This is a genomic window from Oceanobacillus neutriphilus, from assembly GCF_014645515.1.
GTDB classification, from domain to species: domain Bacteria; phylum Bacillota; class Bacilli; order Bacillales; family Amphibacillaceae; genus Oceanobacillus; species Oceanobacillus neutriphilus.
The window spans coordinates 81,993-99,946 of sequence record NZ_BMLW01000005.1; the positions used below are offsets into that span (position 1 = coordinate 81,993).

The 17,954-nt window shown below is 38.5% G+C and carries 17 protein-coding genes and 1 other RNA gene; 11 read left to right on the forward strand and 7 right to left on the reverse strand.

From position 1 onward, the window contains the following. Positions 1-37: 37 nt before the first annotated feature. The 5 genes from dinG (at position 38) to nth (ending at position 6,918) form a co-directional block, all read left to right on the forward strand. A complete protein-coding gene (gene dinG / locus IEX29_RS09400; protein ID WP_229720172.1) occupies positions 38-2,830 on the forward strand; it encodes an ATP-dependent DNA helicase DinG in 2,793 nt (930 codons plus the stop codon). Positions 2,831-3,417: 587 nt separating this feature from the next. Continuing rightward, on the forward strand, positions 3,418-3,933 hold the full coding sequence (locus IEX29_RS09405; protein ID WP_188734214.1) for a hypothetical protein: 516 nt from the start codon (positions 3,418-3,420) through the stop codon (positions 3,931-3,933). Positions 3,934-4,078: 145 nt separating this feature from the next. Continuing rightward, a complete protein-coding gene (asnS, locus tag IEX29_RS09410; protein WP_188734215.1) occupies positions 4,079-5,371 on the forward strand; it encodes an asparagine--tRNA ligase in 1,293 nt (430 codons plus the stop codon). Positions 5,372-5,567: 196 nt separating this feature from the next. Then, entirely contained in the window at positions 5,568-6,263 is a 696-nt protein-coding gene (locus IEX29_RS09415; protein WP_188734216.1) for a DnaD domain-containing protein, read from the forward strand. A 4-nt stretch (positions 6,264-6,267) separates the two neighbouring features. Then, a complete protein-coding gene (nth, locus tag IEX29_RS09420) occupies positions 6,268-6,918 on the forward strand; it encodes an endonuclease III (protein WP_188734217.1) in 651 nt (216 codons plus the stop codon). A 70-nt stretch (positions 6,919-6,988) separates the two neighbouring features. Here nth and IEX29_RS09425 read toward each other — a convergent pair whose 3' ends face one another. Next, positions 6,989-9,889, reverse strand: coding sequence for a penicillin-binding protein 1A (locus tag IEX29_RS09425; RefSeq protein ID WP_188734218.1), 2,901 nt, complete (start codon positions 9,887-9,889; stop codon positions 6,989-6,991). A 17-nt stretch (positions 9,890-9,906) separates the two neighbouring features. Beyond that, a complete protein-coding gene (gene recU, locus IEX29_RS09430) occupies positions 9,907-10,485 on the reverse strand; it encodes a Holliday junction resolvase RecU (RefSeq protein WP_188734219.1) in 579 nt (192 codons plus the stop codon). A gap of 930 nt (positions 10,486-11,415) precedes the next feature. On the opposite strand from recU, the gene IEX29_RS09435 reads away from it, so the two are divergent. From IEX29_RS09435 to IEX29_RS09460, 6 genes are all read left to right on the forward strand, one after another. Continuing rightward, positions 11,416-11,631, forward strand: coding sequence for a hypothetical protein (locus IEX29_RS09435; RefSeq protein WP_077603002.1), 216 nt, complete (start codon positions 11,416-11,418; stop codon positions 11,629-11,631). A gap of 145 nt (positions 11,632-11,776) precedes the next feature. Continuing rightward, the gene (locus IEX29_RS09440) at positions 11,777-12,133 is read left to right on the forward strand and encodes a YppE family protein (protein WP_188734220.1); all 357 of its coding nucleotides are present in this window, start codon (positions 11,777-11,779) and stop codon (positions 12,131-12,133) included. A 39-nt stretch (positions 12,134-12,172) separates the two neighbouring features. After that, positions 12,173-12,565 carry a cytidine deaminase gene (locus IEX29_RS09445; RefSeq protein WP_188734221.1) on the forward strand — a complete coding sequence of 131 codons (393 nt, stop codon included), beginning with the start codon at positions 12,173-12,175 and terminating at the stop codon, positions 12,563-12,565. Between the two features lie 172 nt (positions 12,566-12,737). Beyond that, a complete protein-coding gene (gene gpsB / locus IEX29_RS09450) occupies positions 12,738-13,049 on the forward strand; it encodes a cell division regulator GpsB (protein ID WP_188734222.1) in 312 nt (103 codons plus the stop codon). 57 nt (positions 13,050-13,106) lie between these two features. After that, positions 13,107-13,490, forward strand: an RNA gene (gene rnpB / locus IEX29_RS09455) — RNase P RNA component class B. Between the two features lie 134 nt (positions 13,491-13,624). Then, positions 13,625-14,755, forward strand: a complete 1,131-nt coding sequence (locus IEX29_RS09460) for a THUMP domain-containing class I SAM-dependent RNA methyltransferase (protein WP_188734223.1) — start codon at positions 13,625-13,627, stop codon at positions 14,753-14,755. Positions 14,756-14,882: 127 nt separating this feature from the next. On the opposite strand, the gene IEX29_RS26985 is transcribed toward IEX29_RS09460, so the two are convergent. The 5 genes from IEX29_RS26985 to IEX29_RS09480 form a co-directional block, all read right to left on the reverse strand. After that, positions 14,883-15,017, reverse strand: coding sequence for a hypothetical protein (locus IEX29_RS26985; RefSeq protein ID WP_268239035.1), 135 nt, complete (start codon positions 15,015-15,017; stop codon positions 14,883-14,885). A gap of 82 nt (positions 15,018-15,099) precedes the next feature. Next, complete coding sequence (locus IEX29_RS09465) at positions 15,100-16,776, reverse strand: b(o/a)3-type cytochrome-c oxidase subunit 1 (RefSeq protein ID WP_229720173.1); 1,677 nt, start codon at positions 16,774-16,776, stop codon at positions 15,100-15,102. Beyond that, positions 16,754-17,290, reverse strand: coding sequence for a cytochrome c oxidase subunit II (locus IEX29_RS09470; RefSeq protein WP_188734225.1), 537 nt, complete (start codon positions 17,288-17,290; stop codon positions 16,754-16,756). Before IEX29_RS09470 ends, IEX29_RS09465 begins: the two co-directional genes overlap by 23 nt. Positions 17,291-17,308: 18 nt before the next feature. Further along, a complete protein-coding gene (locus IEX29_RS09475; protein ID WP_147207749.1) occupies positions 17,309-17,419 on the reverse strand; it encodes a cytochrome c oxidase subunit 2A in 111 nt (36 codons plus the stop codon). A gap of 312 nt (positions 17,420-17,731) precedes the next feature. Continuing rightward, complete coding sequence (locus IEX29_RS09480; RefSeq protein ID WP_077602992.1) at positions 17,732-17,932, reverse strand: cold-shock protein; 201 nt, start codon at positions 17,930-17,932, stop codon at positions 17,732-17,734. Between the last annotated feature and the right edge of the window lie 22 nt (positions 17,933-17,954).

A 17,954-nucleotide genomic window follows, 5' to 3' on the forward strand; every position in this document is an offset into this window, starting at 1 on the left:
CAATAAGAATGGAGGTGGTCTTCTGAGATATGTTGTCATTGATTTAGAAACAACCGGGAATTCCCCGGCAAAGTCAGGAAAAATTATTGAAATAGGTATAGTTGTGATTGAAAATGATGAGATAAAAGAAACGAAAACAACTTTGCTTAATCCGAATCAGCCGATACCTCCATTTATTTCTAACTTAACAGGAATTGATAATGAAGAAGTAAAGGATGCTCCATTATTTATTGATAAAGCAGAGGAAATTATCCATATTTTACAAGACAGTTATATTATTGCACATAACGCAAACTTTGATGTCGGTTTCCTTAATATGGAGTTAGCAGCCAATGGTTACCCTGAATTAAAAAATCCGGTTCTGGATACAGTGGAGCTGTCCAGAATATTATTCCCGACTATATCGAGTTATAAATTAAGCCACTTAGCAGAGCATTTTGATCTGCATCATGATGACCCGCATCGTGCTTTATCTGATGCTTACGTAACAGCAAAGTTATTTTTTAAGTTAAAAGAGAAATTAGACCATCTCCCGTATGAAACGTTGTATAAGCTGAAGAACCTGGAAGAGAAATTACAATCAGATTTAGCAGTTATACTTGATAACCGCCTGGAAGAATTAGCATTCCGGGAGCATCCGGATAATCAAATAAAACATTACCAGGGTCTTGCATTCCGTATGTCTGAAAAAAAGACAAAAGCTTTGTCCCGGATAGATAAATCGTTCGGGGAATACTTAGACGATATTTATCAGGAGCAGGGTGCACTTTCGAAAGCTTTTTCTTCCTATGAGCCCAGAGAAGGACAGCGGCAAATGTCTGAAACGATTTATGATGCTTTTTCTGCTGGAAAGCATGCTTTTATTGAGGCAGGTACCGGAACAGGTAAATCCTTAGCTTATTTATTGCCAGCTGTTTATCAGGCTGTTACCAATAAGGAGCGCCTAATTATCAGCACGTATACAACACAATTGCAAAGCCAGCTGCTGGAGGAGGAGATCCCTTTATTGAAAAAGGTGATTGACATTCCTCTTCCAGTAGCATTAATGAAGGGTAAAAATCATTATTTAAATCTGGAAAAGTTTCTTTATGAGCTCGATTATGGATCAAAGGATAATTACGATTTTGTCCTAACAAAAGCGATATTACTCGTATGGATTACGGAAACAGAGACCGGAGATATTGATGAAATTCAATTACCGGCAGGGGGTTATATTTTCTTTCAAAAGGTTTCTGCAGATGTAGAAAAGACAATTAATCCAAAATCTCCCTGGTTCCATCATTCCTATTATCAATTAGCCAGACGAAGAGCTCAAAAAGCAGATATTATCATTACAAATCATGCATTACTATGTACAGATATGTTTAATGACTATGCTTTTTTACCAGGATATCAAAAGGTTATTATTGATGAAGCGCATCATTTTGAAGAAACGGCTTCGCATCATTATGGGCTAAAACTTGATTACATACAGATGCAATTTACATGCAACTATTTAGGAACTGCCGACGAGGACAAACAATTCAATAAAGTCCTGAAAGCATCTGATATGAGTCAAAAAGGGGAATTAATTAATAAGTGGAATGCAGCTATCAAAGAAGCCAAATATGATATTGACGAGCTTTTTCAGCTTATTGAACGATTTGTCAAAGCACAGCAGAAGACAGATAAAGCAACAAGTGATTTAGGAAGAGTACAATACCGTATCAAAGCAGAAACCTATCAGCAGGACACCTGGCAGCTGGCCCAGGATATTGCAGCACGCCTGCGGATGCATTTCCGGAAGCTTTTGGATATTCTGTCCCGGTTAGTGGATGAGTATTCCCTTGATATTGGAGATGAAAAACAATTTCTTGAAGATATTGGACAAATGCAGGACGTATTGGAAAAATATATAGATGATTTAAAAGTGATGTTTCAGGAGCAAAATGAAGTAGAGCTGATTAAATGGATAGAGGTAGATTTAAAAGGAAAGCACCACAGTGTATTTCTTTACAGTGAGCCGTCTAATATTGCACCAATATTGGCTGATGATTTCTTCTCTAAAAAGGAAAGTGTTATTTTCACAAGTGCAACATTAACAATGGGAAGTTCATTTAAATTTATCAAAGAAAGACTGGGAGTGTCTGAACAAAATCTGTTAACAGAGCAGATAGCTTCACCCTTCCATTATGATAAACAGGTGCAGCTATTAATACCGACAGACTTTCCCAATATTAGATATGGAAATATTGATGATTTTGTCTATGCAGTTTGTGAGGCAATACTATCGTTAGCAGAGGTAACTTCAGGCAGAATGCTCGTCTTATTTACTTCTTACGATATGCTGAGGAAGGCAAATGATTTATTAAAGGAAATGATGACTGAGCAGCAATACGTCATCATTGCTCAGGGTGTGACCAGCGGCAGCCGCAGCAGGTTGAAAAAGAATTTCCAATCTTATGATCGAGCAATACTTCTGGGAACAAGCTCCTTCTGGGAAGGGGTAGACATACCTGGAGAAGATTTATCAGCACTTGTAATGGTCAGATTGCCATTTCAGCCGCCGAATCATCCTGTATTTGAAGCGAAGTCGCACCAGCTGAAGGAAGAGGGGAAAAACCCGTTTATGGATTTATCCCTACCACAGGCGGTTATTAAATTTAAACAGGGATTTGGACGGCTGATCCGTTCCTCAAATGATAGAGGTATCGTATTTATTTGTGATGGACGAATCAAAACGGCCAAATATGGAAAATACTTTTTAGAGTCTATCCCAGAGGTGCCTGTTCACTATGAAACAACACGCTATTTGATGAGTCACGCAGAAAACTGGTTTCATCAACAGTGAAGGTTAATGAAATGAATTAAAAATTAGATTAGGCGGTAACTCAACTTTCACACTTTAAAAAGTCATTACCTATCTACAGGAACAGGGGTTGATCATTTTTTTCCATATAAAAGATAGAAGGTAAAGTGTAAAGGCGACCGCTACGGTGGACCGTTTTGCTTTCCTAGGGGCACGCTCTTCAGCTAACTTTTGCCAAGAAGAGCACTTGGCAAAAGTTAGCTGAAGCCGTCCCCATGGAAAGCGGAGTGGTTGGCCGGAGCGGAGCTATACACAATAAACAGTTAAAAAAATAAAAAGATGAGTTAACTAAAAGCAAGCATGTTAATAGAGGCAATGTACATCCTGGAACAGCAAGGTTAGTATGTTTATTCTTAGTGCGAAAGTTGTAGTAGTAATAAAACTAGCTGTCGCCTTGTTTTTCCGGAGTGGCTGTGATTACCCTGAAACCATAAGTAATCGTGGCCAGTGTCCCGGAGCTTTTCTGATTAGACATTATAATTTTCACGGTATTTGTTTACAGAAACCATACATCTAGGTATAGTAAATGATGAAAGAAAGATAATCTAATAAGAAACGGATGGAATGAAATGAGGGAATCAAATAATAGATGGGTATTATGGACGCTTATCATCATTACTCTCCTCTTGCTTGCAGGAATAGGCTATAGTATTTATTTATATCAAGTAATCAACGATAGCCGCAACGCAGGATTTGATGACACAAAAAATCAGATAGAAAATCAGACCTCTTATCATAATGTTCATTCAATACAGGGCTATTATGGAGAGAATAACTACCATGTATTCTATGCAAGTAATGATGACAATGAGGAACGGTTAATCTTTCTGCCTTTAGAAGGCGAAGAACGCGAATTAATTGCTATTAATACAGAGGATATGATGAGTGAAGAAGCTATCTTAGACGCCTGGTCATCCAGCTGCGATTCATGTAAGTTTGCTGATATCAGCCCTGCTTATGAAGACGGACAGGCCTTGTGGGAAATTACGTACCATGATAAAGATAACAGGTTTGTCATGGATTACTATTCTATTGATGGACAGAGTTTAGAGGAAAGATACACATACAATAAAATGTTTCCATAAGCAGAGAGAGACTTATACCAAAGGAATTAGTTAAAAAGATTACTCATATTAAAACCATCATCAATTTTTAGCTATATTTCTTGAAGCAGCTAAAAGAACACAACGTTTTGTAGAAAAGTATTAATAATAAGTGGAGGATTTAAAGATGAAGATAACAATTCAAGAAGCAGCGAAACATGTGAACGAGGAGGTAACAATCGGCGGCTGGCTGGCAAACAAGCGCTCAAGCGGTAAAATTGCCTTCTTACAGCTTCGTGATGGTACTGGATTTATGCAAGGAGTTGTTGTGAAAAGTGATGTTTCTGAGGAAGTATTTTCAGAAGCTAAAAACCTGACTCAAGAAACATCTCTATATGTTACCGGAAAAATCGTAGAGGATACACGGTCTGATTTCGGCTATGAAATGCAGGTAAGTAACCTGGAAGTAATTCATGTTGCAACAGATTATCCGATTACGCCCAAAAATCATGGTACAGAATTTTTGATGGATCACCGCCACCTGTGGCTCCGGTCTAAAAAACAGCATGCTGTTATGAAAATTCGTAATGAAATTATTCGTGCTACGTATGAATTCTTTAATACAAATGGTTTTGTAAAGGTAGACCCGCCAATTTTAACCGGTGCATCTGCTGAAGGAACAACCGAGCTTTTCCATACGAAATATTTCGATGAAGAAGCATATCTGTCTCAAAGCGGACAGCTTTATATGGAAGCTGCAGCAATGGCATTAGGAAAAGTATTCTCATTCGGTCCTACTTTCCGTGCTGAAAAATCCAAAACAAGGAGACACCTTATTGAGTTCTGGATGATTGAACCGGAGATGGCATTTATGGACCATGAGGACAGCTTAAAGGTACAGGAAAACTATGTAAGCTACATCATTCAATCTGTATTAGAGAATTGTGCTTTAGAGCTTAAAGCATTAGAAAGAGATACATCCAAGCTTGAAAATATCAAGGCTCCATTCCCGCGAATCAGCTATGATAAAGCTGTAGAATTCTTAAAAGAAAAGGGCTTCGATGATATTGAGTGGGGAGAAGATTTCGGTGCACCACATGAGACAGCAATTGCTGAAAGCTTTGAAAAGCCTGTTTTCATAACAAATTATCCGAAAGACATCAAAGCATTTTATATGAAGCCGGATCCTGAACGTTCTGATGTTGTTCTTTGTGCTGATTTGATTGCTCCGGAAGGCTATGGAGAGATTATTGGCGGATCACAACGAATCGATGATTTAGAATTAATGGAGCAGCGTTATAAAGAGCATGGACTTACCGGGCCAGCTTATGAATGGTATCTGGAGCTGCGTAAATACGGCAGTGTTCCTCACAGCGGATTTGGATTAGGACTGGAAAGAACGGTAGCCTGGTTATCAGGGGTGGAGCATGTTCGTGAGACTATCCCGTTCCCAAGACTGCTAAATCGTTTATATCCTTAAGGAAAGATGTAACGTATTTAAAGAATGACAGCTCCAAGCCTTTTATTTTCAACGTTTGGAGCTTTTCTGATAAACAGTTATCAATATAGCGTGTTTATATTATTTCATGATTTTCTCTAAAATCCCTTGCTTTTTAAGCGGGGGTTTCCTTTCGTAGTTAAGAAAAAATGCTATACTGTTATCTGAGGTGCTAGAAATGACTAAAAAAAATTATCAAGATATTATTCAGGATCAAATGCCCGTCTCCAAAAAACTGCTTACTACTTATTACAAGTTAGGTCTTCATGAAACAGAACTTATTTTACTTTTACAGCTTTCCCGCTTTGCAGATGAAGGGAATTATTTTCCTACTCCTTTTGAGTTGGCACAGTCCGGAAGCTTTTCCGAAGAACAGGCAGCCAGTATGCTGCGAAAACTAGTGCAAAAAGGATTCCTGTCTATTGAAAAGAATGATTCCGAACAAACACCTATCAGTGAATCCTATTCCCTGGAGCCTTTGCTGGAAAAGCTGTACGATGAGGATGTTTCTGTGATAACAAGGGACGAAGAAAATATAGGTAATATCTTTATCTTATTTGAACAGGAATTTGGCAGACCTTTGTCACCATTTGAAATAGAAACCATTAACAGCTGGTTAGATCAGGACAGTTTAGAACCTTCACTGATAAAAGCGGGGCTGCGTGAATCTGTACTTATGGGCAAATTGAACTTTAAATACATCGATCGTATTTTAAGAGAATGGAAGAAAAAAGGGATTCATACGGTGCAGGATGCCAGAAAAGCAAGCCAGCAATTTCATCAGGGCAGAGCAAATGATAATAGTACGAATACTGAAAACACACGCCCTAAAAGAGATACATCCTTTTATTACAATTGGCTGGAAGGAGATTAAGATTATGCTGAACAATACACAAATCAGACATTGTCTAGATGTTATGGCGGAAATGTTTCCGGATGCAGAGGGAGAGCTTGTCCATTCCAATCCATTTGAATTAGTAATTGCTGTTCTGCTGTCTGCACAATGCACAGATAAGCTGGTTAATAAAGTAACAGCCAATCTATTTAAAAAGTACAAAACCCCGGAGGATTATCTGGCTGTTCCTTTAGAAGAAGTGGAAAATGATATTCGTTCTATCGGTTTATACCGCTCAAAAGCAAAAAACATTCAAAAGCTTTGCCGTACGTTAATTGATGACTATAACGGGGAGGTTCCACAAACGAAGGAAGAGTTAGTTAAATTGGCCGGGGTTGGCAGGAAAACAGCCAATGTTGTGGCTTCTGTTGCGTTTAATGAGCCGGCAATTGCTGTTGATACCCATGTTGAACGTGTATCCAAGCGGTTGGGAATATGCAGATGGAAGGACAGTGTCATAGAAGTAGAAGATACCCTGATGCGTAAAGTACCGAGAGATGAATGGAGTGTAACGCATCATCGGATGATTTTCTTTGGGCGCTATCATTGTAAAGCAAGAAACCCAAATTGCCCAGAGTGTCCTTTATTGGATATCTGCCGCGAAGGTAAAAAACGGATGAAGAAAATAGGATAAATATGTTTTGTGATATTATTTTAACAAAAAAACAATCCCGCCCCATATAGAGGCAGGATTGTTTTTTTTGTTATTCATTATTTGAATCTTCGCCTTCACTCTGATCAGGAGAGTCGGCAGGAGCTTCTTCTTCGGAATTTGAATTATCTTCTTCTTCCTGCTCCGTTTCATTTTGTTCTTGAGTTTCGCTGTCATTGTTCTCGGAATCATTATTGTTGCTTTCTTCCGTTAAATCATTGTTTTGATCTGTCTCTTCGGAATCCGAATCGGAGTCAGAATCGGATTCATCACCATCTGATTCCTCTTCCTCTGGAGGCTCTTCCTCCTCAGATTCTTCTTCCTCTTCGGCTTCAGAGACGGTCACACTCGTCGACGATGAAGGACCTCGAATATCACTGTCTTCCTCGCTGATTGGTGTCACAGTAATATTATAATCTCCCGGAGTAACTCCGCTTACGCTGATGTTTTCCGATCCAACATTTTCTGTTTCACCATTCACGCTTACTTCAAAGCTGGCCGATGGCCCATCATAGCTCCATGAAACATTAATTGTATCATCGCCATCATATTCAGCAGAAAGGCCGGAAACGCCAGGTATCTCTTCATCTTCTTCTTCATCTTCTCCAGGAACCTTAACCGTTGTTGTAGCAGGCTCACTGGTTAATGATCCTCTTTCAGCAACCACCTGAATGGTATATTCAGCACCTTCTTCAACATCTGAAATCTCCATGGATGTGTCACTTGTAGAAGAGAGGGACTGCATACTGCCTCCATCAATACCGGCACTTATGTCAAAGTTGACATCTTCATCTGAATCAGTATCATAATCCCAGGATACTTCAATGGAATTATCATCTTCATTATAGCTTGCAGACAGACCACTTACAGCATCTAATTCTTCATAGCGTTCAGAAACCTTCGTAGGCTCCGTTCCTTTAACAAATAGCTCCGTAATTTTATTTTCACTTGGAGTACTGTCACTGGCTAAAGCAGCCGGGTTGGTTCCTTTCTCTACGGTAACATCTACAACAGAGTCAGGACGGTTAAAGTCTGCAGTCTCAATTCCTTCAGATAAATGCCCCATCGTGTTGCGGAACATTTGCTGGGAAAGGCTAGTATCCTGCAATGGAACACGCCTTGTTTTATCCTTTCCGGTGTCAGGGTCCTGGTAGACTTCATAGCCTCCAGTCCAAGCTGCTACTGTGTAATTTGTTGTATAGCCGACAAACCAGGAATCCGGGTTTCCTTCCTGTTTATCCATTGTAGTTGTTCCTGTTTTTCCGGCAACATCTAAACCTGGTACAGCTGCGTTGGTACCAGTACCAGAGCTTACAACTGATTTCAGCATGTCAGTTACCATATAAGCAGTATAATCTTCCATGACTTTTTCTGAATCTGGCGTTAAATCAACTACCCTGCCATCAGGAAATTCTACTTTTGTTACTGCGTATGGCTCTGCATATTCACCTTCATTACCGAACGCTCTGTACGCACCAGCCATTTGCAGCGGGCTAACCTGTGCACTTGTTCCGCCGATTGCATCACGGGCATCCAAAGTATCTGAATCAAATTGAATTCCCAGCCTCTCAGCAAACTCCTTCGAGTTTTCCCGGCCGACTTCTTCCATTAATTTGACTGCCGGAACGTTGAGTGATTGCTGTAATGCATATCGGGCTGTTACCCAGCCGTTATAGCTTCTGCCGGCATTTCTGATTGGATTGGAGCCTTCAATCTCATAAGGACCGTCATCATCGAGCTGATGGTAGGTGGACATCTGATTATACTCAATAGCTGGACCATAAGACATAAATGGTTTTACTGTAGAACCGGCTTGCGGATTTCCATTTATCGCATAATTAAAACCGACTTCATTATTCAGGTTGCCGCCAATTGCCTTAATGGCTCCTGTTTGTGTATCCAGAACAACCATTGCTGCCTGCGTATTATCTGGATAACTGATTGGTGATTCTTCCTCTGAAAGCATGCTTTCCACATATGGCTGTGCATCCTGATCAAGTGTTGTATATACTTTTAACCCGTCTGAATCAAGATTAACATCATCCAGCTTTTCCTCAATTTCACTGCGGACCTGGTTAACAAAAGCATCATACGGCGTCGGATCAGGACGACTTTCATTTAATAGGGAAGCAACGTCAACACTTCTTGCTTCATCAGCCTCTGCCTCGGTAATTTTTCCGTGACGTACCATCAGGTTTAATACCGTATTCATCCGTTCTTCCGTCAGTTCCGGATTTTCAAATGGATTATAGGCTGTTGGACGCTGCGGTAACCCGGCTAAAATTGCGGCCTCCGGCAAGGTAAGATCATTTAAATCTTCTTTTCCAAAATATGTTTTCGCTGCTTGAGCAACTCCGTAAGAATTCGAGCCGTAGAAAATACTGTTTAAGTACATTTCCATGATTTCTTCTTTGCTGTATTCTCTTTCCAGCTTCATAGCCATCCACATTTCCTGGACTTTAATGCTTATCTTTTTCTCGTTGCTTAAAAATGCACGCTCGACAACCTGCTGCGTGATTGTACTTGCACCCTGGGAACCAAAACCGCCGGTAAAGTTGCCCTGTATTGCACCGCCGATACGCTTGAGGTCTATTCCGTTATGATCAAAAAATCGGACGTCTTCCGTAGCTGTAACGGCATCAATAAGTAAATCCGGAAGCTCCTCAAATTTTACCTTCGTCCTTTTTTCATCTGAACTAAAATCTCCAAATTGATCACCATTTTCATCAAAAAGAGCAGATGAAAAAGGAATGTTCAGCTTGTCTTCCTCAATTTTAGGTGCTGTAGTAATCCAATACGCACCGACAGCAGCACCGCCTAAAAATAAAATCAGAAATAATAAAAGGGCTACCTTTATAATTTTCTTCCAAATAGGCTGTTTCTTTTTCTTCTTCGTTTTTTTACCTTGCTGCTTTCTTCTGGCAGCTCTTGATTGGCTATTTTGATCGGCCATTTTTTATACCTCCATATCTATAGGTAGAGCTTATCAACTACTGATAAAAAATCAACCTTTTTCTGATAGTGAAAAGGGATTTCATATCCCGATTGTTTGATATGTTCATAAGAAATTGATTTCTTACCACCATTAAATTGCTCCTGCCAGCAAACAAATAAATCCTTTGCATCGAATAGATAAGTTTCTTCGTAAGCTCTAAAACGTAAAATAATAAAACTGATTCCTCCATGCTCAATTATTTGCTGCATATGATGAACCTGATGTTCATGAATGTTTGCAAGGGGGAAGGAAGTCTTGTTTTTTGTTTCCTTTGCCTCAAAATCAATATACTTTCCTTTATAGACCCCATTGTAATCAGTGGTTGATGCCTGCTTAAAATAGGCTTCTGTGATTACCGCGGCACTCCGCCTCGGGTAATGAACATTGACAATCTGCACAGGTGTCGGTTTTTTATGAATGATTGCCTGACCCTGCATGCGATAATAATCTGTGGTCTCATTTATTTCTTCTTCAAGTGTCATTCCTCTCCTGCTAAAACTAGTTTGCTTTGGTTTTATAGTTAGTGATTTCCGCTGACCATTTGGGTAATTCATGTTTTCTTGCCTCCTAACACGTATATCCTAAACGAAAAACAGCAATATGAAAACATTACTGTTTGAAGAAGGATAAATATAAAACCAGTACATCCTATATTATAGTACAAATTTAAGAAGGAAACTAATCAGAGCGTATGAAAATCTTTAAAGTTATGTACAAAATATGGAGAAATAAAACCATCCTGCTGCATTTTTAGTACGTATTCTAAAAGTCCGATGAAGAAGCAAGTCAACAGTCCTTTACTGGATACGGCGCCTTTACAATCCGCATGATTCGGGAGCTCTCTAATTTTTCCTGCTGCGTTATTTTTATTAAGCCTTTTGAATGCCCTCCTTTACTTTTACCATTCATAAATTTACGGCAGTAAACAAATATTCTTTAGGGTCAACAAAGAGAAAAGCGGAAAGCTCATTTTCGCTGGTGTATAGATTTGGATACTATCATAACCTGACCAAATAAAGCTTAACTTGAATTTTATATTTTTGATGATGTTAAAAAACCTAATTATTCCCAGAGCAGTATATGCCCGGGGAATACAATCAGGTTATCCAATTAGACATACTTCTAAAAGTTACGTGGAAGGGCGGTTAGGGCCAGCCACTTTTTTATCTCTTGTTTTTTCATTATTATTTCTTTTGTTTGAAGCATTTGTTTTTTGCTGTGCTTTTGATGGTTTCATGGAAATAACCTCCTTTTCTAATTTTAAACGTCTGAGGAGATTGGAAAACCTCAGGCGAAATGAAGTTTCACTATATAGCTTGTCTAATTTTGTGTAAATCATTACAGATTTGCACTAGTTTTGTTTTGATTATTCTAGTTTTGTCGAATGGGAAGGAGGTTATTATTTTCATGTGGAATACATAGCACATCAGGTTTTAAATAGTATGATTTTCTTGCTATCTTAAAAAACAGGAGGAGAATAAAATATGCTTCTTTCAAAATCAATCATTCCTGAGGAAAACGGGGGATACAGCAAAGCGGATATGGAGAAACAAATAGAACAGATTCAGGAACAGCTTGCCCTCATTCACCTCAAATTAAAAGCGAACGTAGACAGTGAGGTATGGGTGCAATTTCAAACAAAAACAAATAGTTTAAAACAAACAGAGCTGGAATTTCAGAGATTAAAGCAGCTTTTATAGTATTTTATAGTAATAAACAGGCTATTTAGTGTGTTGTTCATGACTTTTCTATCTATTATATGATAAAATTCATCTAAAGAGCTTATATAAAAACATGCTACATTCTTAGGTGAACATGCAGTTTGAAATTGAAGGATGACGAATAATGAATCTAAGTGAACAAACAGAGGAATTAAATCAATATTTAGAAGCACTGCGGGAAAGATTCGAAAATGGTGAAGCTCCAAGTGATCGGAAGGATCGCGTATTTTTTAATATGGTAAAAGAAGAGACAACGCCTATCTATAATTTATTAGAAAGCTGGGAAACAGATGCTCTGGCTGTAGTGAAGGAAAGAAAAGCATCTGTTCATCCGAGTCAGATTCAATCAACACAGGAAAATATGGAATTGCTGTTGATGCATAGCTATTATCTGGATGCCAGAAGAAAGCGGTATATGGAATTATATACATCTATCCGATATGTTTTTGATTTATTATTGGATACACTTGAAGAAAGTTAATAAACAAATAGACAGCTTTGTTTGTAGGGGGATTTTCATATGAAAGAAAAATTACTGGAAGAAGCAATTCAAATCAGATCAAGAGCTTATGTGCCATATTCTCAATTTCCTGTAGGTGCCGCATTATTAACAAGCTCCGGTAAAATCTATACTGGCTGCAACATAGAAAATGCTGCTTATCCATCTACCTGCTGCGCCGAACGTGTTGCAATTTTTAAAGCCATTTCAGACGGGGAAACGGAATTTGAAGAAATGGCTGTTGCGGCTGATACAAAACGCCCTGTACCTCCTTGTGGAACCTGCAGGCAGGTAATGAGTGAATTTTTTGCACCTGATATGGTTATTCACTTAACGAACTTAAACAAAGACGTTCAAACATTGACGACAGATCAATTATTACCTTTTTCTTTTCAGAAGGAAGATATGAACTAAAAAAGACTATTTCAAACGCTATCGTTTAAGAGATTTTTAAATTTTAGAAGGAGACTGATATTCAGTTTCCTTTTTTATGTTATAATAACTTTAATATTCATTAAATAATGGTAAAATGAAAACATATGATAAAATAAAGATACGTATAGTATATTGCAGAGGTGATTTTGAAATGAGTATTGACCGTATTCAACTAAATGGAAAGAAAATTTTAGAAAAGGACTTTAAAACAGGGATCAGAGGGTATTCTCAGGAAGAAGTAGATGAATTTTTAGATATTATTATTCAGGATTACGATAATTTCAAACAGGAAATTGACCATTTGAATGAAGAAATTGAGAAATTGAAAAATAACCGTCCGGCGGAAACACCGAGAGCACGTTCAACACAGCCGAACTCACAGGTGAATTATGATGTTTTAAAACGCTTATCTAATCTGGAAAAAGCAGTATTTGGGAAAAGATACGCGGATTCTGAAGAATAAACAAAACGATAATTGATTTATCTCTAAAATTCTGCTAAAATATCTTAGGTTACTTAAATGCCTATGTAATCGCTATGTCCATTTTGGATGTAGAGGAAAGTCCATGCTCACACAGGCTGTGATGCCTGTAGTGTTCGTGCTTGATGAAGTCATAAGTCAAGGTAGTTTGTATAAACTAACGGCAGACAAGCTGTACTAAGTCACTTATAGTGATATGTCAGCTGTCTTGAAAGTGCCACAGTGACGTAGCTGGTGTGGAAACATACCAGGTGGAACGAGGTAAACCCCGCGAGTGAGCAACCCAAATAATGGTAGGGGCATCCTTCAGTAGGGAATAGAACTGAACAAGGGACAGCAATAGCTGTAGATAGATGATTACAACCGGCGTACGAGGTTTGACCACCGTTCGCAGTACAATGGAACAGAACATGGCTTACCGGGCATTTAAAGGTCGCACCAACGAACAGATTCTATTTCCAATTAAATGAAATAGAATCTTTTTCTTTTTAAAGGATGTTCAAAAAGCCCTTTTATGGAAAAGACTATACTAAACGATAACCGAGAGGATATTAAAAATGAAACAAGTAACTTTAATTGCTACAGCAGCGATGGGACTTGAATCAATTGTTGCACAAGAAGTAAGAGACCTTGGATATGAGGCCGCAGTAGAAAACGGGAAAGTTATTTTTGATGCACCTATTTCTGCAATCCCCAGATGTAACCTATGGTTAAGAACAGCTGACCGCGTCAAAATTCTTGTCGGCAAGTTTCAGGCCAAAACATTTGATGAATTGTTTGAGCAGACAAAAGCACTTCCCTGGGAAAGCTATATCGATGAAACCGGTCAAATTCCCGTATCCGGGAAATCCATTAAATCCACTTTATACAGTGTGCCGGATTGTCAGGCAATTGTAAAAAAAGCGATTGTAGAACGGATGAAATTAAAATATGGCCTGATCAATAAGCTGGAAGAATCAGGTGCGCTCTATAAAACAGAGATTGCTCTTTTGAAAGATGAGGCAACCTTGACTATTGATACTTCAGGGGTCGGCTTACATAAACGCGGATACCGTGTCGGACAGGGGGAGGCTCCTTTAAAAGAAACCCTTGCTGCAGCATTAGTTCTATTGACAAACTGGAAGCCTGATCAGCCTTTAATTGATCCATTCTGCGGGTCGGGAACTATTTTAATTGAAGCAGCCTTGATTGGCCAAAATATTGCACCTGGTTTTAATCGGGAATTTGCATCTGAGGAATGGAGTTTAGTAAAACAGAGACATTGGGATGCAGCTTTTGGGGAAGCTGAAGAGCTTGCTAACTATGACCAGCCATTATCTATCGTGGGATCAGATATCAGTCACCAAATGATTGAAACTGCCCAGGCAAATGCGCTGGAAGCAGGGCTTGGAGATTTAATTCAGTGGAAGCAGATGCAGGTCAGTGATCTCACTATTAAACAAAAAGACGGCTATCTTATCAGTAATCCGCCATATGGACAACGGTTAAGCGATAAAGAAGAGGTAGAAAAGATGTATCAGGATCTGGGCGATATTATGCAAAATCATCCATCCTGGAGCACATATATCATTACAGCCTATGAACAATTTGAAAAAGCATTTGGAAAAGCAGCTACCAAGAAACGCAAGCTGTTTAATGGTTTTATTCAGACGAATTATTATCAATACTTTGGAAAGAAAGAAAAATAAAAACTTCATTTTAAATTAAATAAAATCATCCGCTTTGATTAATCTTTTTCAAAACGGATGATTTTTTTGAGGATTTTTATAAAATTTGAAACTAAATTTACCATGATAACTGGAAAGAGAATCTAAATTACTCTTCTTTTCCTTGCTCAGACATATATTTTCGTGCCAACCATCTAAAGAATTCTTTCTCAGCCTGTGTCAATTCCCGATTCAGTTTGTATTTAAAATCACTTTCAAGGTTTTCGTATATATTTTTATTCATAATTATATTGAATTACTTTCCTCCTATTTATGCTCAACAATCCAATCTGGTTTGCAGAGTGTATGCTTTTAAATATCCGCTTTTATAAAATATTATCGAATGGAGGAGAGCCCGGTGGTGCATTTTGGATAATATCTATCATTGGAATCGTATATGCAAATAAAATTAAAGCAATCGTGATACCTATCCAGAGCTTCCAATTTTCCATCCATGACGGTGTAGGCTGTGCATCCTCCTCTTCTTCTGCAATAGGATATTCTTCTTCGCCTTTGGGAGCAAAAGCTAATAAATCCATAAAGATATATATCATCAGGACAATACCGATAAACAGAAGGGCGCCTCCAACAGCCTGTGCCGCCTGATAACCAGCCCATTCAGCAGCCTGCTCTGTGCCGCCGTATTCAGAGAAAGAGGATCTTCTTGGCCCACCTAAAAGCCCTTGAATATGCATTGCTCCGGACATAATCAGCATACCAACAGCCCAAATAATAGTCTGATAAATACCCAGCTTATGAATCTTCGGAGTAAGCTTTCTGCCGGTTAAATGAGGAATGAGCCAGTAGGCAATTCCAAAGAACGTAAGCAGAACAGTTGTTGCAATGGTTAAATGAAAATGTCCCGTTACCCAAATCGTATTATGAACAAGTGTGTTCAGTTGATGAGATGCGTTAATAATACCGCCTGCTCCTCCAGGGATAAATGCAAGCATTCCGACGAAAGGTGCGACAAACCGGACATCCTTCCAGGGCAATTTCTTAAACCAGTCAAACAGCCCGGTTGCGCCTTGTTTTCTGCCAGTAGTCTCAAACATGGCAAACATCGAAAATGCTGTCATTAAACTTGGTATAATAACCATAAAGGTAAGAACTACCTGAATAAACTTCCATGTTGGATCAATACCCGGTTCTGTAAGCTGGTGGTGAAAACCAACCGGAATAGAGAAAAATAAGAATAAGATAAAGGAAAGCCTTGCTAAAGAGTCACTGAATATTTTTCCGCCAATGATTTTAGGGATAATTGCATACCATGCCATATAAGCAGGTAATAACCAGAAATATACGAGCGGATGGCCAAAATACCAGAATAGCGTACGGCTTAATAAAACATTGATTGTTTCCGTATATCCTAAGGACCAAGGAATAAACTGTACGAGAACAGTTACAGCCACTCCGAGAGAACAGATAACCCACATAATCATATTAATTGTAACCATAAAAGCGAGAAGCGGTGTTTTCTGATTTGGATGTGCTTTTTTCCAAACATAAACCTGATGCCAGTTAACAAGAGCAGCAATCCATGTTCCAACGACGACAAGTGCAAGACCGATATAAAAGATAGGATGTGCTTTTAGCGGTGCATAGAACGTATATAAAACATTTGCCTTCCCAAGTAAAATGGCTGTTGCAGTCAAAGCTGTACCAACCGTCATCGTCCAAAAAGATAACCAGCCCAGCTTCCGTTGCTTAGCAGACATTCCGACTGTTTTACCTAATAAAGAATATTGAAATCCAATAATGAAAAAGGTTGTCAGTACTAATGCCAGGATAACGCCGTGTAAAGTAAGTATTTGATAATACCCGATGCCAAGCGGAAGTTCAAAATCTCCTGAACGTACCAGTACCTGTAATAACCCCATTAATCCGCCGATAAATAATGATATAAATGCAACGTACATAAAGGAAAGATATAATTTCGCTTCCGGTTTTGCGATACTTAAGGGTGTCAAATTAATTTCTTCATTCTGCTGCTGCTGTTTCATTGCCAGACTCATCGTCAACCACCTCCACTGTTGCATGCATCATGTGATGCCCTACACCACAGTATTCATTACATAATAATGTGTATTCCCCAGCTTTATTAAGCTGAACTTCCATACTGCTGATATATCCAGGCTCTACCATCATATTGACATTCGTGCCTGCTACATTAAATCCATGAACAACATCTGTTGATACTACCTGGAATAAAACAGTGGATCCTTTTGGAATTTCTAAATGAGAAACTGCATTGCCATCTTCATCACTTCCTAAGTCATAGTTGAATGCACTGGCAACAACATTGACAATATATTTATCATCATCTACCTGTGTAATCCCCAGATTTTCTCTTTGAAATGCTTCGTTGGCTTCCACGTTTTCAGGATCGATCGTTACTCCGTGGCTTTGAGGATGTGTTCCTAAATAAAATGCTCCAAATCCAAGTATCGCCAGAAACAATACAAGGGATGCCCCGCCGAAGATAAGCCAAATCTTCTCGTATTTGTGTAAATGCATGCTCTTTCTCCTCCTTCTTTATCGCGACAGAAATAATAAAAATACTGCAAACCAGCTGATAAGAATAATAGCTCCTATAGTGATTACTGAAAAAAGTGTACCTTTTAAATTAGGATCAGATTTTTTCATGTGATTCACCCCTTCTGTAACTTCTTGCCTATATGACTATCATATCGAAAAGAAGGCCTGTATACAGTGTCATTACTGACTTTTCACATTTTGTTCAAATATTCACAAGTATACTGATTTAATCATTTTACAAACTTTTTGGTTTGAAAAGTTTATGACTTTTTCGTGAACGAAACAATGAAATCATTGACAAGATACTATATTTTAAAATCTGGATTTGTGCAATTATAAAGAAGAGAGAGGATAGTACGCAGGATGGGCAGTAAAAAAGCAGAACCCCATTTTAGGATTCTGCTTTTAATCTATGATATTTTATCTTTTTACAACATTTGCAGCTTGTGGACCGCGTTCACCTTCAACGACGTCAAAGGAAACTTCCTGTCCTTCTTCTAAAGTTTTAAATCCTTCTTCTTGAATAGCAGAATAATGTACGAAAATATCATTCCCTTCTTCTAATTGAATAAACCCGTAACCTTTTTCTGCATTAAACCATTTTACTACTCCGTTTTCCATGTTAAATTTCCTCCTAAATACT

Coding starts and splice junctions, on each gene's coding strand:
- IEX29_RS09405 (WP_188734214.1), top strand. CDS start 3,418: ATGAGGGAATCAAATAATAGATGGGTATTATGGACGCTTATCATCATT.
- asnS (WP_188734215.1), top strand. CDS start 4,079: ATGAAGATAACAATTCAAGAAGCAGCGAAACATGTGAACGAGGAGGTA.
- IEX29_RS09415 (WP_188734216.1), top strand. CDS start 5,568: ATGACTAAAAAAAATTATCAAGATATTATTCAGGATCAAATGCCCGTC.
- nth (WP_188734217.1), top strand. CDS start 6,268: ATGCTGAACAATACACAAATCAGACATTGTCTAGATGTTATGGCGGAA.
- IEX29_RS09425 (WP_188734218.1), bottom strand. CDS start 9,889: ATGGCCGATCAAAATAGCCAATCAAGAGCTGCCAGAAGAAAGCAGCAA.
- recU (WP_188734219.1), bottom strand. CDS start 10,485: ATGAATTACCCAAATGGTCAGCGGAAATCACTAACTATAAAACCAAAG.
- IEX29_RS09435 (WP_077603002.1), top strand. CDS start 11,416: ATGCTTCTTTCAAAATCAATCATTCCTGAGGAAAACGGGGGATACAGC.
- IEX29_RS09440 (WP_188734220.1), top strand. CDS start 11,777: ATGAATCTAAGTGAACAAACAGAGGAATTAAATCAATATTTAGAAGCA.
- IEX29_RS09445 (WP_188734221.1), top strand. CDS start 12,173: ATGAAAGAAAAATTACTGGAAGAAGCAATTCAAATCAGATCAAGAGCT.
- gpsB (WP_188734222.1), top strand. CDS start 12,738: ATGAGTATTGACCGTATTCAACTAAATGGAAAGAAAATTTTAGAAAAG.
- IEX29_RS09460 (WP_188734223.1), top strand. CDS start 13,625: ATGAAACAAGTAACTTTAATTGCTACAGCAGCGATGGGACTTGAATCA.
- IEX29_RS26985 (WP_268239035.1), bottom strand. CDS start 15,017: ATGAATAAAAATATATACGAAAACCTTGAAAGTGATTTTAAATACAAA.
- IEX29_RS09465 (WP_229720173.1), bottom strand. CDS start 16,776: ATGAAACAGCAGCAGCAGAATGAAGAAATTAATTTGACACCCTTAAGT.
- IEX29_RS09470 (WP_188734225.1), bottom strand. CDS start 17,290: ATGCATTTACACAAATACGAGAAGATTTGGCTTATCTTCGGCGGGGCA.
- IEX29_RS09475 (WP_147207749.1), bottom strand. CDS start 17,419: ATGAAAAAATCTGATCCTAATTTAAAAGGTACACTTTTTTCAGTAATC.
- IEX29_RS09480 (WP_077602992.1), bottom strand. CDS start 17,932: ATGGAAAACGGAGTAGTAAAATGGTTTAATGCAGAAAAAGGTTACGGG.